The 14,930-nt window shown below is 39.9% G+C and carries 12 protein-coding genes; 4 read left to right on the plus strand and 8 right to left on the minus strand.

Annotation, left to right across the window (positions count from 1 at the left end; genetic code table 11):
* Positions 1 to 3: 3 nt before the first annotated feature.
* The 5 genes from H5186_RS00255 to ccoN all read right to left on the minus strand — a co-directional run bounded on the left by H5186_RS00255 (position 4) and on the right by ccoN (position 3,918).
* Entirely contained in the window at positions 4 to 495 is a 492-nt protein-coding gene (locus H5186_RS00255) for a FixH family protein (protein WP_182718574.1), read from the minus strand.
* Between the two features lie 148 nt (positions 496 to 643).
* Positions 644 to 1,609 carry a cytochrome-c oxidase, cbb3-type subunit III gene (gene ccoP / locus H5186_RS00260; protein ID WP_182718575.1) on the minus strand — a complete coding sequence of 322 codons (966 nt, stop codon included), beginning with the start codon at positions 1,607 to 1,609 and terminating at the stop codon, positions 644 to 646.
* Positions 1,606 to 1,791 (minus strand): cbb3-type cytochrome c oxidase subunit 3, encoded by a 186-nt coding sequence (locus H5186_RS00265; RefSeq protein WP_064667100.1) that lies wholly within the window; start codon positions 1,789 to 1,791, stop codon positions 1,606 to 1,608. The genes ccoP and H5186_RS00265 overlap by 4 nt, the downstream gene beginning before the upstream one ends.
* A gap of 6 nt (positions 1,792 to 1,797) precedes the next feature.
* A complete protein-coding gene (ccoO, locus tag H5186_RS00270) occupies positions 1,798 to 2,472 on the minus strand; it encodes a cytochrome-c oxidase, cbb3-type subunit II (protein ID WP_149982438.1) in 675 nt (224 codons plus the stop codon).
* Positions 2,473 to 2,484: 12 nt separating this feature from the next.
* Entirely contained in the window at positions 2,485 to 3,918 is a 1,434-nt protein-coding gene (ccoN, locus tag H5186_RS00275; RefSeq protein ID WP_149982386.1) for a cytochrome-c oxidase, cbb3-type subunit I, read from the minus strand.
* 339 nt (positions 3,919 to 4,257) lie between these two features.
* Here ccoN and H5186_RS00280 point away from each other — a divergent pair, with 339 nt between their 5' ends.
* From H5186_RS00280 to H5186_RS00295, 4 genes are all read left to right on the plus strand, one after another.
* Complete coding sequence (locus H5186_RS00280) at positions 4,258 to 4,680, plus strand: hypothetical protein (protein WP_182767565.1); 423 nt, start codon at positions 4,258 to 4,260, stop codon at positions 4,678 to 4,680.
* Between the two features lie 822 nt (positions 4,681 to 5,502).
* On the plus strand, positions 5,503 to 8,193 hold the full coding sequence (locus H5186_RS00285; RefSeq protein WP_182718576.1) for a TonB-dependent receptor: 2,691 nt from the start codon (positions 5,503 to 5,505) through the stop codon (positions 8,191 to 8,193).
* A 116-nt stretch (positions 8,194 to 8,309) separates the two neighbouring features.
* Positions 8,310 to 9,665 carry a hypothetical protein gene (locus tag H5186_RS00290; protein WP_182718577.1) on the plus strand — a complete coding sequence of 452 codons (1,356 nt, stop codon included), beginning with the start codon at positions 8,310 to 8,312 and terminating at the stop codon, positions 9,663 to 9,665.
* Positions 9,666 to 9,735: 70 nt separating this feature from the next.
* Positions 9,736 to 10,284, plus strand: a complete 549-nt coding sequence (locus H5186_RS00295; RefSeq protein ID WP_149982382.1) for an HPP family protein — start codon at positions 9,736 to 9,738, stop codon at positions 10,282 to 10,284.
* A 49-nt stretch (positions 10,285 to 10,333) separates the two neighbouring features.
* Here H5186_RS00295 and H5186_RS00300 read toward each other — a convergent pair whose 3' ends face one another.
* From H5186_RS00300 to mfd, 3 genes are read right to left on the minus strand one after another with little or no spacing between them, the layout of a single operon-like run.
* Positions 10,334 to 10,585, minus strand: a complete 252-nt coding sequence (locus H5186_RS00300) for a DUF3862 domain-containing protein (RefSeq protein WP_149982381.1) — start codon at positions 10,583 to 10,585, stop codon at positions 10,334 to 10,336.
* An 18-nt stretch (positions 10,586 to 10,603) separates the two neighbouring features.
* A complete protein-coding gene (locus H5186_RS00305) occupies positions 10,604 to 11,440 on the minus strand; it encodes a peptidoglycan binding protein CsiV (RefSeq protein ID WP_182793916.1) in 837 nt (278 codons plus the stop codon).
* A complete protein-coding gene (gene mfd / locus H5186_RS00310; protein ID WP_182793918.1) occupies positions 11,440 to 14,913 on the minus strand; it encodes a transcription-repair coupling factor in 3,474 nt (1,157 codons plus the stop codon). The genes H5186_RS00305 and mfd overlap by 1 nt, the downstream gene beginning before the upstream one ends.
* Positions 14,914 to 14,930: the final 17 nt, after the last annotated feature.

Below are 14,930 nucleotides of genomic sequence, written 5' to 3' on the forward strand. Positions count from 1 at the left end.
TGACTACTTATATTCAGGACTTATGGCAATACTTTGCTCACTTGGCAAAGTGATGTTTTCTTTTAATTTCCAGCTACCGTCTATCGGCTCAATAAATACAGTATAAGCACCATCAGTATATGGTTCGACAATTGCTGTAAATTCACCATTCGCATTTGGGGTTAAATGAGTACTAAAGTCATGAGCCTGAATCGTTCGGTGATAAAACGATAGTTTTAATGAGTGGATATTACTGGTGTCCCCCTTATTGAATTTAAAGCTGACTTTATCAGCTTCGATTAGCAAGTCACCATGTAAATATAACGCTTTAGCTTTCTCGAATTTGCTCAGTTCTAAGTTAATTGCTTTGCCTTTTTTATAGTAATCATCAACCACCATATCAGGACCATTGCCGATCGCAGTTATAAAAAGGGAAATACAACCAATGATGGCAACTAGCGGAAAAAAGATTAAGAACCACGGCCAGAAATTTTTATACCAAGGAGTAGGGGTCATAAATACACTTAATTAGTTTACGATAAGGGCATTTTATAGGATTTAAGTTGAAAAAACTAAAAAAAAGCCTCCAGATGGAGGCTTTTTTGATCTGAATTAATCTATTGAATTAAAACATTAAAATATAAACATTCTATTAACGTTTTAGTTATTTATCTTGCGATAAACTATAAACGTATGCAGTTAATAGATGAATTTTTTCTTCACCTAAAATGTCTTTCCAAGCTGGCATAACACCGGCACGACCGTTGTTAAGTGTTTCTTCAACAGCACGTTGAGAACCACCATATAGCCAGATGTTATCAGTTAAGTTAGGTGCACCAAACGGTAAATTATGTGCAACTGAACCTTTACCATCAGCACCATGACACGCGGCACACATTGCAAACTTAGCTGCACCTGCGGCTGCGTCTTTTTGGTTAACGGTACGACCTGATAAACTTAGTACATGAGCAGTCATTTCTTTAACGCCTTGCTCACCCAATGCAGCACCCCAAGGTGGCATTGCAGCAATACGACCATGTAACAGTGTTTCTTTGATTTTATCTGGCGTGCCACCGTACAACCAATCTTTATCAGTTAGGTTAGGGAAGCCTTGACCACCACGGGCATCAGAACCATGACACTGCGAACAGTTTTGTGCGAATAAACGCTGGCCAATTTCCAGTGCTTTTTCATCAGTAACAAGCGTTTCGATATCTTGCTGAGCATAAGCGGCAAAAATAGGACCAAAACGCTCATCTGCAGCTTCATATTCTTTATCAAGCTTTACAAATTCACCATTCGCTTTGGCTTCTTCAACTGCTTTTTTAGATTCAGCTAAAGAGGTAATACCTTGGTTAGAGCTACTCCATTTAGCAATACCTTCCCAATTACCTAAACCTGGGTATGCTGCTAAGTAGTAAACTGACCATACAAATGTTGCAAAGAACATGTAAGTCCACCACTTAGGTAGCGGATTATTTAGTTCTTCAATACCATCAAATTCGTGCCCGCAGCTTTCACCTTCTTTAACACCAGTGTAGTTTGTTAAATTCCACACTAGTAAGCCAAAAATGATAAATAAGCATGCAAGGGTTAATACAATAACCCATATACTCCAAAAGCTAGTCATTTCTCAGACCCCTTTTCCTCGTTAGAGATTGTATCGTTGTGTTTTTTCTCATCTTCAAAGATGACATTAGCGGCGTCTTTAAAACGAGTTTTACTACGCTTGCTATATGCCCACACAACAATGACAATAAATAGTACTAAAATTACCAGAGTTAAAATGCCTCTGTATGTTCCGTAATCCATAATTAATTACTTCAAGTGCGTGCCAAGTTGTTGCAAATAAGCGATAAGGGCTTGTATTTCTGTCGCACCTTTACCGTCATTCATTGCATCAACTTTAGCAACATCAGCGATTAGTTCTTCATCACTACCATATCCTAAACCAGGGTGAGCTGGGTTTTGTGGATTAATAGCAAATGTATCACGGAAAATTTTAAGCTTTTTCAGAGTAAGGCTAGTGTCAACACGATCCTCTGCTAACCAAGGGAAACCTGGCATGTTTGACTCAGGAACCACAGCACGTGGATTCACTAAGTGAGCATAATGCCAGTCATCCGAGTAACGTTTACCTACGCGTGCTAGGTCAGGACCAGTACGTTTAGAACCCCATTGAAATGGGTGATCCCATACTGATTCACCAGCAACAGAGTAGTGACCGTAACGTTCTACTTCATCACGGAAAGGGCGGATCATTTGTGAGTGACAGTTATAACAACCTTCACGTACATAGATATCGCGGCCTTCCATTTCCAGCGCGTTTAGTGGACGTAAACCATCCACTGGCTTTGTTGTATCGTCTTGGAACATCAGTGGAGTGATCTCTACTAATGCGCCGAAGCTGATAGCAAAAACAGTCAAGATAGCCATAAGGCCGATATTTTTTTCGACTATTTCATGTTTGTTTTGTGAATTTTTATTGCTCATCATCTCACTCCGTTATGCTAATTGTGCTTGCGCATCTAATTTCAACGAATCATTCTTCGCTGAAATTGTACGGTAAACGTTATAAGCCATAACCAGCATGCCTGTGACGATGAATACACCGCCTAAGAAGCGCATAACATAGAAAGGATGTGATGCTTGTAGCGACTGTACAAAGCTGTACATTAATGTACCGTCGGCATTTACTGCACGCCACATTAGACCTTGCATAACACCTGAGATCCACATTGCTACAATGTAAAGTACAACACCCACAGTGTGTAACCAGAAGTGTGTATTAACAAGTTTCACGCTATACATACGACCTTGTGAAAATAACGCAGGGATAAGGTGGTAAATAGCACCGATAGAAATCATTGCAACCCAACCAAGCGCACCAGAGTGAACGTGGCCAACAGTCCAATCAGTGTAATGAGAAAGAGCATTAACTGATTTAATTGCCATCATTGGGCCTTCGAAGGTCGACATACCATAGAAAGACAACGATACAACTAAGAAACGTAGTACTGGATCAGTACGTAGTTTATGCCATGCACCAGATAACGTCATGATACCGTTGATCATACCACCCCAAGATGGAACGAATAAGATGATTGACATCACCATACCTAAACTTTGTGTCCAATCAGGAAGTGCAGTGTAGTGTAAGTGGTGAGGACCAGCCCAGATATACAGTGATATCAATGCCCAAAAGTGAACAACTGATAAACGGTATGAATAAACTGGACGACCAGCTTGTTTAGGCACGAAATAATACATCATACCCAAGAAACCAGCTGTTAATAGGAAACCTACAGCGTTATGACCGTACCACCACTGAACCATAGCATCTACTGCACCGGCGTAGATTGAGTATGACTTAGTCAGTGATACTGGTACTGCCATGCTGTTAACAATATGAAGTACTGCAACAGTAATGATAAAGCCAGCATAGAACCAGTTAGCAACATAGATATGAGACACTTTACGTTTAGCAATGGTGCCCATAAATACAACTGCATAGGTAACCCAGACAATAGCGATTAGAATATCGATTGGCCACTCAAGCTCAGCATATTCTTTTGAACTTGTTATACCTAGAGGTAGAGTGATAACCGCAAGTACGATAACTAACTGCCAGCCCCAAAATGTAAAGGCGGCTAATTTGTCGGAAAGAAGGCGCGTTTGACAAGTACGTTGAACAACATAATAAGATGTTGCAAAAAGTGCACTGGTACCAAATGCGAAAATAACTGCGTTCGTGTGTAACGGACGTAGTCGAGAGTATGTTAACCATGGTGTATCAAAGTTAAGTGCTGGCCAAGCTAATTGGGCAGCAATCAGAACCCCAATACTCATGCCAACGATGCCCCAAATCACTGTCATAATAGCGAATTGGCGTACAACCTTATAGTTGTACTCAGTTTGTGATGCTACTGTTTGGCTCATTTTCTGGCTTCCGCTGCAATAAATGCGTTTAGAAATGAATTACCCACTTTATAAAGTGGGGCCTACTATTATTCTCAAGTATGTTATCAAAAAACCCTCAATGCCTTGACTGCTTCAGAAAACAAACTCGAGAAACCCTTATTTTTGCGGGGAAATGATAAAATTTTTGGCCTAAAAAAGATAGGTCAATTGCATAAAATTATGACATCAATCAATTTTTCACATGCAGTTGGCTATTTTTTGACACACTTTTGTACATTTGTGTAAGAATTTTGTTCAGTGGTTGTATTTTAACAGTACGCTGATTAGTATCGGCCTTTAATTTATCTAAGGAATACTATGCCAATTAAGCTTTTAGTTGTGTTTTTAAGCGCATTGCATATGTTAATGGCGTGTGGCCCACAACCGCTAAGTATAGAAGCGCAAACCCAAGATGCAAGTTGTCGGCCAAATCAGTTATGCGAGTATGATAATCAGGTGAAAATTTGGTTGAGTGAGCAACAAATAACACCAGAGACGCCTTTTGAAATACATTTATCGTTACCAAGCACATTGTTAGTTCACAGTGCTAAGCTTGAAGGTATCACTATGTATATGGGATATATTCCAGTGTTGTTTGAGCCGCGTAATGATATTTTAGTCGCGCAAGGTATGGTTGGCATTTGTTCCGAGCGTAATATGACCTGGAAGTTGACACTCGAAGTTAAAAATCCACAGGGCCAACTTAAGCAGATATTTTATTACTTTGATGCGACTTATTGATATCAGTTTAATCCATATCAAATCGGAGTGTTGGTTAAGAAGTTTGCTATCCGAAGCTTAGGGCATAGAGTTACAAATGTCCGTTATCACTTATTCTACCCATCCATACACGCAATTTTTGGTACCTTCATTAGCTAAGTATTAGCTGACTTCATGCATTAATAATGCATTGGACCCATTTTTTTAATTGAACCTTTAACCCATCAAAACACTTCAAAGCAATATTTACTGAAATAAGACGCTAAATATTAAGTTGAGTATCTATTTGTAAATCAGAGTTTTCAGTTTAAGTCTCGCCTCGTTTTTATATTTTCAGTTAAATTTATAGAGTGCGCATAAAACCACCTTATTTTGACATTAAGCTGCAATGAACAAAGCTAAAAACCACTACATTGCTATCAAAAAAGTTGCATAGAGCTTAAATACGCAAAATTATTGCATAACTATGGTTAGCAGTTGTTGGTCAGTTTTGCAGTTTTAATAAAATGATGTGATTAACTTGTGAAATTTTCTGATTTAGGTATTTTTTATACGTTAATTACATATAATTACAAAATCCATTAGTTTGATTTCATACATGTTTAAAATGTTTTTGTTTGTCCTTAAGTTTATGAACTTAAAGTGTATTAACTAGTTAACAATGAAACATTCATTAACTAACGTACCTGTTGCAGGTTTATCAATAATCGCAAAGATAATCATTGACCACTCATTCAGATTTCATTCAGTTAAATCCGCCTAAGTTGCCATCGCTGACTCGATATTCTCAAATAAAACGAGCGCTACCTGAGCAAGGTATTTCTCCAACAAGTAGGGTTTCACATGAAAAAATCTATGATTGGCTTAGCTGTTGTCACAGCTATTCCTATGTTTTCAACAATGCAAGTAGCAGCAGCTGAAAATGCGGCGCAAACTATCGAAAAAATTCAAGTAACGGGTTCTCGCATTAAGCGTTCAGATATGGAAACCGCTAGCCCAGTTACATTAATTGGCGCCGATGATATTAAAGCAATGGGTGCAACAAGCATCGATAGCGTATTACAAAAGATGACCGCTACAGGCGGCGCAATGACAAACCCTGGTGTTAATAATGGATCTGGCGGTAACGCATCGATTAACCTTCGCGGTTTAGGTTCTCAACGTACTTTAGTGCTTGTTAACGGTCGTCGTATGATCAACTCAGGGACTGGTGCAGCGTCTACCGTTGATTTAAACACTATTCCAGTATCAATGATCAAGCAAATTGAAGTACTTAAAGATGGTGCTTCTGCTGTTTATGGTACTGATGCTGTGGCAGGTGTTGTAAACATCATCCTTAAAAATGACTTTGAAGGTTTAGATTTAAATGTAAACACTGCAATGACTTCAAAGCATGATGCAACTGAAAATTCAATTGATTTTACAGTTGGTACTTCTTTTGATAAAGGTAACATTGTTTTTGGTGCTCAGTACACTAATCGTGGCCAAGCAAGCCAAAGTGATCGTGACTTCTCAAGCTGCCCACTACTAGAAGGCGCAAATGGCCTATATTGTGGTGGTTCTTCATTCAGCGAAGGTGGACACATTCAAAGTAATGTGACGGCTGATATCTTAAATAAAGATGGTGAATTAGAGAAGACGGGTGTTGCTGACGACAGTGGTTTAAGTGGACTAGGCGGTACTTTACATCGCTACACAACAGCAGCTGATGCATACAACTACTCAAAAAGTAGCTATTTATATACACCAATGAATCGTTTAAATATTACGGGTCTTGGTACATATGAACTTACCGACGATACAAATTTCTTCAGTGAATTCACTTATACTAAACGTTGGTCAGAGCAGCAGTTAGCTCCACAACCAATTAACTTTGCATTTAACTACGATCCAAGCACTATGGGCAATAGCTTATTAGGCCAAACGTATGATAAACGTCAAGTTGTTAATAATGCGTTTGTAGAAGATGCAAATGGTGATTATGTTACAACGCCAACCAACTACGCTGCAGGTGACCCAATTAGCTACCGTCGTCGTATGAGCGAAAGTGGTACTCGTAACTACACCCAAACTGTAGATACTGTGCGCATAGTTGTTGGTGCTGAAGGTGTAATTAATGATTACTCTTGGGATCTTTCTGCAAATTTTGGTCGTAACGATTCAGTAAGTAAAACCAGCAATCTTCACAATGTTTCGGCGTTAAAAGCGGCCGTAGATGCTGGCACATTTAATCCTTTAAATGAAGCTGATTGGGCTCAAGCAAATGTAAATCCTTATATTTACAAAGAACAAGAATCAGGTGGCAGCCAGTTATTTATCGTTGCTGGTTCACTGTCTGGTGAGATGTTTGAACTACCTGCAGGTTATGCTGCATTTGCTGCTGGCGTAGAGCATCGTCAAGAAAAAGCATGGCAAGATCCTGACTCAATTGCTGCACAAGGTCTAGGTAATGATCCTCGTATCGATCCAACAAGTGGCGGCTTTGATGTTGATGAAGCTTATGTCGAATTTGCAATTCCATTATTAGCAGATGCACCTTTAGCGCAAAGTGTTGAATTAAGTGCGGCAATTCGTGCTTTTGATTACAGCACCTTTGGTTCAGATAATACTTGGAAGTTAGGTTTAACTTGGAGAGCAACAGACGAGCTAATGATGCGTGCTGTGCGTTCAACAGCTTTCCGTGCACCTACTGTTGATGAATTGTATTCTGGTAAAGCAATATCTTATGATGGTGTAACTTACCCTGGCGCAGACGATCAAGCTGAAGTTACTGTTGGTGGTAATACAGCTTTAACTCCAGAAGAAGCTGATACATTAACATTCGGTATTGTGTATGAGCCTGAGTGGATTAGCGGCTTTTCAATGACAGTAGATTACTACGATATTGAAATTGAAAATGCGATCAGTACTTACACTAGTCAATTCGTTGTTGATCAATGTATTAATCCTAGCGGCACAGGTACTACACTGTGTGAAAATACCGGTGCATTTATACGTCCAGATGGTCGTATAGTATTTAATAACCAGTTACGTAATATCGGTTCTGAAAAAACATCAGGTATTGATTTAAACTTAGCGTATTCATTTGATGCATTAGGTGTAGCTTGGAAAGCAGGCTTAGATACAACATATTTAGACGAGTATGTAGTAGACACTGGTGCTGTGATTGATTACCAAGGCTACGTTACAAATGGTAGCGGTGGTTTTGCAGATCTTAAGTCAAACTTCCACCTTACAGCAAGCAGTGATAGCTGGGATGCAACGTATGAAGCCCGTTATATTGCCGGAATGGATAGCTTTACATGTCGTAATGAACCGGGTAAATGTATTGCACCAACGACTCCATCTATTGTATACCACGATATAAGTGGCTCATATATGATAAATGATATCGTGAGTGTTTCAGCTGGTGTAAATAACTTATTTGATAAACAACCACCTTATTACTCAGGTAACTACGATTCAAATACTGATCCGTTCACATATGATGTATTAGGTCGTCGTTTCTTTGCTGGTGTGAATGTTAAACTTTAATCAGTAAGTAACTTTGATTTTATCTAAGGCCTAGTTTTTACTAGGCCTTTTTTTATTGAACAAATGAAAGTGTGGCAGTAAACTAGAGGCATCTTTTTACTTATTAGGAGAGCTGATTGCTAAAACAGGATGAAAACTTATCCTTTATAATTGAACCTGAATTGAGCCCGCGCTCTGAACAGCGCATTGATATGTATTTTTCTATTCCGAATGAAATGGGCATCAATCCGCAAACGTTAACAGAAGAATCGTATTTTAATAACCACTTCAAATCGTATTTAGCGTATAACGCCAATAATATCCATTTACCTTTAGTGCGCAGCCGCTTTGTTAGTAAAAATAAAGGTGAACAACAAGACTATCGGCAAAACCTCAATTTGTATTGTTATCAAGTCCGCCTAGCGATTGATACCGATATCAAAGATACATTGAAGATTGAAGAAGTTGATGAGTTTTATCAGCGCGCTATTGAATTATGTGAACAAAGTCAAAGCTTACTTAAAAAACTAAGGCGTTACACACCAGATGATGAAAAACTGATCTCGTTTTATACCAATGCAGATAACTATCTGAGTTGGCATATTGAGCAGTCGTTTTTAAAATTACTTGACGAAGGGCCTCGTAGCAGTGATTACGCGAAAGAGCGTAATGATCTGATGAATTTTTGTAAAGCCGAGCAAGATTATCGACATGAGCTGCAATATAACTCGGAATCAACCCTTCAGGATGCAAACCGGATCACCAATAAGATGCGTCTTTTACAGCGTTTGATTGAGCATGGTGTGGTGTTAAATCGTAATACTCGTTACCTTAATAGTTATTTAAAACGATTGGTTAAAGGAACCGTTACAGCGATTATAATGGCGCTTGTTATGGTTGTGGTTCTGAATGCGCGGATCTCATTTACCGAAGTGACTGCAACATTAGTGATCATTTTGGGCGCTATTTACGGGATGCGAGAAATTTTTAAAGAAGATATAACACGAGTTATTTGGCGCGCGATTGTGAAAGGGCGGCCAAAATGGCGGTTTCAATTTCGAAATAGTGTAACCAAAGATAAAATAGCTACACAATACATCTGGCTTGAATATACACGCTTTAAACATATTCCAGAGGATGTACGAAAAATATTTTCAAAACGACGTCAACAAAATAAACAAGCAGCGCAATGGCTGCACTTTGCCAGTGAAATTCGGGTTAATGCAAAAGAGTTTTTACCTGGTTATGATAGCTTGCAACAGACCTTACAATTTAGTTTAGCGGCGTTTGCGCGGAACTTAAAAAAAGGTGAAGGTAAACTGTATCATATTGATAATAATAAAATATCTAAACAGAGTGTGGAGCGGCGCTATCAACTAAATGTAGTGCTTTCATATCAAAATGACGAAGAGATAAAGTATCAGCGTTATAAAATCACTTTAAATAGAAGTAAAATTGTTAGTATTGAGCTTATTTATAGCGAAATGGAATAAAAGTTGTCGTCGATTTTCTTATCTATCAGGTATTATCTCCCTCATTTTACACAGCTTGAGGGGAAGTGATATGCGCTTTCTGATTTCCAGGATGGCCGCAACCAGTCAATGTCCACCACGTAAACCAATGAGTAAAATTATGTGGTCTTTACTTGGGTCATTTTTGGGCATTTATTTGGTTGCTATAATTGGTAAAAGTTTACAGTTTGATCCGTTAACTAATTTATTTTTAATTGGTTCTTTAGGTGCAACTGCAGTGCTTGTTTACGGTGCGCCATTAGCGGAGTTTTCTCAGCCGCGCAATCTTATTGGCGGTCATGCTCTCAGCGCGTTGGTAGGTGTGACTGTGGCAAAACTGCTAACTGCTGATTTAATGTTGGCAAGTGCTTTGGCTGTATCATTATCAGTTGCAGTTATGCACTTAACACGTACTTTGCATCCTCCCGGTGGCGCTACTGCATTGATTGCGGTTATTGGTGGTAATGGTATACAACAGCTTGGTTATTACTATGTGCTTAGCCCTGTGTTGTTTGGTACGACAATTATGCTGTTAGTTGGGTTGCTAGTTAATAATTTATCACGCAATCCTAAACGTCATTATCCTGTTTATTGGTGGTAATAACATTAAGTCAGTAGGTAGTAAGTTTGTTACTACCTACTGCAATGGTTTATTTTTCTAAACCAGTTTTACTGTACAAAGATACTTTGTTTGACACTAAGGTTATTTCAATGTTTTTACTGTCATCGCCCCATGTACAATTTGTGTGTAGGGTTTTTTCAACACAATTATCAGCACTGCCTAAAATAGCTTCTACTGCAGTTTTATCCATGCCAATTTCGATTTTTTCGTAGTTCTCTAAGCTTACTTTTGAGCAAGCTGCTAGGCTTAATGCTGCAGCAATAATTAAAAGCTTTTTCATTCGGTCATCTTCCTTTATTTAGTGTTTGAATTTTCTAATTTGTACAATCATGCCCATTTTAGGATGGTCAAAATAATGAATGTCGCCACTTATAACACGTTTGAATTGTGCGAACCGAGCGTGTTGGATTTCACCGTTGGCTTGTCTTTCATTCACATCAAAACTGGCATTAATAAATAAATAATGGCGCAAGTAAATATTAAAGCTACCATCTAGCTCCCATTGATCCGTAGCTTGTTCAACTACTGGGGCTATGCTCTGGTTGGTGTTGACTAAACTAATAAAGTCATTATTTGTATACTGTGGCGTTTGCGCAATCACAGGAGCGCGTAATAATTTACCGCCAAACAGTTTAATACTTTCAGAGCGAGATTGGCTCGCACCTTCAAAACGCCATCCGGTATGAAGTATAGGCTTGAGTCCTTTTTGCGCCAGCTCTTGCTGTTGTGATATAAATTGTAGCTGTTCGGGAGCAAGTAGGTAGGTTTGCTCCATATCGTCTTTAACAGGCGCTATTGGGCTAAGTGGCAGTGCTGAGTAACTGTGTAGGTAGTCAATACTGCCATCACATAAATTAGAGCGATTGGCACCAATCACAGAATCGGTTAATGACTGTGAATTAAAGCGAGTGTCGCCGTTGATACACTCCTGTTTAGCTTGCGCAGTATAAAGTGGTGTCAGTAAATCAACGCTACGCTTGGCCTTAATTTGCTCTTTGTCTAAGCTAAAATCCTCTTGCAAATAAGGGGCAGGGCGCTGTTTGAATATCAGTACTTCTACTTCAAACCAACGTTCTGCAAATGCTGTGCTACTAAATACACAACACAATAGGATAAGAGATTTTTTAAGCAACATTAATGGCTAACCTTTTTTTCGAAATCTGCAATCATTGCAGTGACCATTTTTAAGCGTTCGCGGGCATTCGCCTCATCGATCGCAAAGCGCAACTTATTTGCACCATCCATTTTATACACCTTAGGTGCACTTTGTATCAAACCTATAATGAAGCTAGGGTTAACCTTAGTATGTTGACTAAACTCAAAATAGCCACCTTTTGGATTTGCTTCAATTTTTTTAATGCCTAATTCGCTGGCTTTGAGTTTCAGTTGTTGCAAACTAAATAGGTTTTTAGTTGCATCAGGCAGCAGGCCGAAGCGATCAATCAGCTCAACTTGTAATTCGTCCATATCATCTAGGTTAGCGCAGCTGGCAACCCGTTTGTAAATACCTAGTCGCGCATTTACATCGTGAATATAATCTTCAGGCAGTAAAGCGGCTAATTTTAAGTCCACTTCACTTTGTTGTTGTAGCAAGTTATCAAGGGTAGGCTCTTTGCCTTCACGAAGAGATTTCACAGCTTGCTCAAGCATTTCCATATATAAGCTAAAGCCGATGGTCTGCATTTGTCCTGATTGATCATCACCAAGCAACTCACCAGCACCACGGATCTCTAAATCGTGGGTTGCGAGTGCAAAACCGGCACCTAAATCTTCCAGTGACTCGATGGCTTCAAGGCGTTTTACAGCATCTTTCGACAGCCCTTTAGGATTACCAGTTAATAAGTAAGCATAAGCTTGATGATGGCTGCGACCAACTCGACCCCGTAACTGATGTAACTGCGCCAAGCCTAGTTTATCGGCTCTATCCATAATAATTGTGTTGGCTGTGGGGATATCAATTCCCGTTTCAATGATGGTAGTACATACAAGTACGTTGTATTTCTGGTGGTAAAATTCGCTCATCAGTTGTTCTAAATCACGTTCGCGCATTTGGCCATGGGCAGAAGCGACGCTTGCTTCAGGTACCCATTCACTAATTTCTTCTGCCACGCGGTCAATAGTTTCAACGTTATTATGTAAAAAGTATACTTGGCCACCACGCTTTATTTCCCGCAATACCGCCTCTCTGATCAAATCTGCATCGCGTTGACGAACAAATGTTTTAACCGCTAAGCGTTTTGCAGGAGGGGTCGCGATGATTGAAAGATCACGCATACCACTCATGGCCATATTTAATGTACGTGGGATTGGTGTTGCAGTGAGTGTTAAAATGTCAACATCGGCACGCAGCGATTTTATCTTCTCTTTTTGACGTACCCCAAACCGGTGTTCTTCATCGACAATTAGCAGGCCAAGATCTTTAAAGATAATATCGGCTTGGATCAATTTATGAGTACCAATGACGATGTCCAAGGTACCTTTAGCCATTTTTTCTAGGGTGTCTTTTTGTTCTTTAGGTGAATTAAAGCGAGACAGCACACCGACTTCAATGGGTAAGTCGGCAAATCGATCTTTAAAGTTTTCAAAGTGTTGTTGTGCAAGCAAGGTAGTTGGTACTAAAACCGCTACTTGTTTATTATCGTTTACAGCAACAAAGGCGGCGCGCATCGCAACTTCAGTTTTGCCAAAACCTACATCACCACAGACTAACCTATCCATTGCTTGTTTACTTTGCATATCACCTAGCACAGCTTCGATAGCGTTACGCTGATCGTCAGTTTCCTCAAATGGAAACCCATCGCTAAAGACGCGATAAGCAGCACCATCAAGTTTAAAGGCATTCCCCGGTTTTGCTTGGCGCTGGGCGTAAATATCGAGTAATTCAGCGGCCACATCACGTACCTTTTCCGCCGCGCGTTTTTTCGCTTTTTCCCAAGCATCAGATCCCAGTCTATGCAGCGGTGCACTGGCTTCTTCGCCACCAGAATAACGACTGAGCATATGCAGGGCTGACACTGGCACATACAACTTTGCTTCATTGGCATAGGTAATGGTTACAAACTCAGTGATCAGTCCCGCCGCATCAATCGTTTGCAGACCTTGGTAGCGGCCTACACCATGATCCAAGTGTACAATCGGTTGGCCAACTTTAAGTTCAGCTAAGTTACGGATGAGCGCATCTTGGCTAGCTTCGTATTTATGTTTACGACGGCGACGCTGCGATACTTTAATGCCAAGTAATTCTTGTTCAGTAACAATGGATAATGCGGGCTTTGTACCAAGTACCACACTTTGTTCTAGTGGGCTGACAATTAAGCCAACATCGCTACTACTATTTACAAATTCATCGAATGATGAAAACTCTTTAAACTTTAAGCCACTGGGTTTAAGTATAGCGAGCAGAGATTCACGGCGACCATCGGATTCTACTGACAGTAAGATACGGCCTTTTTGTTTCTTTTGCGCTGCTACATAATTTATAAATGCTTGATAGGGTTCATGTAGTTTATGATCAATGCGTATTGCGGGTAACTCGCTGGTGACTAGATTTTTATTGCCTGCTTTTGTCGCGAGTTTTGCTTGCGATAACCGAATGCGAGCAAAGTTGCCTAAATTTTCAAACAGTTCATTAATGGGTTGATAAAGTGCAACTGGCTCAAGTAACGGGCGCAGTGGATCGACTCGACGGTTTTCATAACGCACATTAATATCATGCCAAAAATGCTCCGCAGCATCTTCTAAATCTCCCAGTTGCATCACTGTTGCAGTATCTGGCAGGTAATCAAAGATAGTGGCTAATTGCTCAAAAAACAGCGGCATATAATATTCGATACCAGCAGGCCAATTGCCTTTGGTCACTTGCATATACACGGAATCTTGCGATGAGCTGGCACCAAATTTTTCACGGTAGTTTATTCTAAATCGTTCAACATCGGCTTCGTTGGTAGGGAACTCATGAGCAGGTAGTAATTCAATTTTATCGACTTTTTCATCCGAGCGTTGGCTTTCAACATCAAATAAACGAATGGTATCAAGTTCGTCATCAAGAAAATCGAGTCTAAATGGATGCGGACTGCCCATTGGGTATAAATCAACAATCGAGCCACGAATGGCGTATTCACCATGCTCCATGACTTGTTGCACATGTAAATAGCCTGCTTGCTCTAAGTTACTGCGAAGTTTGTGGGTATCGAGAATATCACCGACTTTAAAATTAATGGTTGAACCATAAATAAACGAAGCAGGGGCGGTACGTAGCATCAAGGTAGACACAGGCACAATTAATACACTTTGTTGTTCTTTTTTTAAAGTATTTAAGGTGGCTAAGCGCGATGAAATTATATCTTGATGGGGTGAGAAATGATCGTAAGGCAACGTTTCCCAATCAGGGAATATCATTACTGGATGCTCGGGGAGCAAGCACTCCAACTCTGTTTCAAGGCGCAATGCACTGGGTGTATCAGGGGTAACAATAAGCACTAAGCCAGCTTGTTGTTTAACTCCTTGTGCAATGGCAATACTTAAACCACTGCCAGTGAGTTGCCCCCATTGAATTTTATCTTTTTGAGATTTTACCCAAGGCAAGGCTGCCCATTGCGCAAACGCCATTTACTACTCCTTTAATG

The sequence above is a fragment of the Pseudoalteromonas sp. SG41-2 genome, assembly GCF_014164535.1.
GTDB classification, from domain to species: domain Bacteria; phylum Pseudomonadota; class Gammaproteobacteria; order Enterobacterales; family Alteromonadaceae; genus Pseudoalteromonas; species Pseudoalteromonas rhizosphaerae.

Coding starts and splice junctions, on each gene's coding strand:
- H5186_RS00255 (WP_182718574.1), bottom strand. CDS start 495: ATGACCCCTACTCCTTGGTATAAAAATTTCTGGCCGTGGTTCTTAATC.
- ccoP (WP_182718575.1), bottom strand. CDS start 1,609: ATGACTAGCTTTTGGAGTATATGGGTTATTGTATTAACCCTTGCATGC.
- H5186_RS00265 (WP_064667100.1), bottom strand. CDS start 1,791: ATGGATTACGGAACATACAGAGGCATTTTAACTCTGGTAATTTTAGTA.
- ccoO (WP_149982438.1), bottom strand. CDS start 2,472: ATGAGCAATAAAAATTCACAAAACAAACATGAAATAGTCGAAAAAAAT.
- ccoN (WP_149982386.1), bottom strand. CDS start 3,918: ATGAGCCAAACAGTAGCATCACAAACTGAGTACAACTATAAGGTTGTA.
- H5186_RS00280 (WP_182767565.1), top strand. CDS start 4,258: ATGCCAATTAAGCTTTTAGTTGTGTTTTTAAGCGCATTGCATATGTTA.
- H5186_RS00285 (WP_182718576.1), top strand. CDS start 5,503: ATGAAAAAATCTATGATTGGCTTAGCTGTTGTCACAGCTATTCCTATG.
- H5186_RS00295 (WP_149982382.1), top strand. CDS start 9,736: ATGCGCTTTCTGATTTCCAGGATGGCCGCAACCAGTCAATGTCCACCA.
- H5186_RS00300 (WP_149982381.1), bottom strand. CDS start 10,585: ATGAAAAAGCTTTTAATTATTGCTGCAGCATTAAGCCTAGCAGCTTGC.
- H5186_RS00305 (WP_182793916.1), bottom strand. CDS start 11,440: ATGTTGCTTAAAAAATCTCTTATCCTATTGTGTTGTGTATTTAGTAGC.
- mfd (WP_182793918.1), bottom strand. CDS start 14,913: ATGGCGTTTGCGCAATGGGCAGCCTTGCCTTGGGTAAAATCTCAAAAA.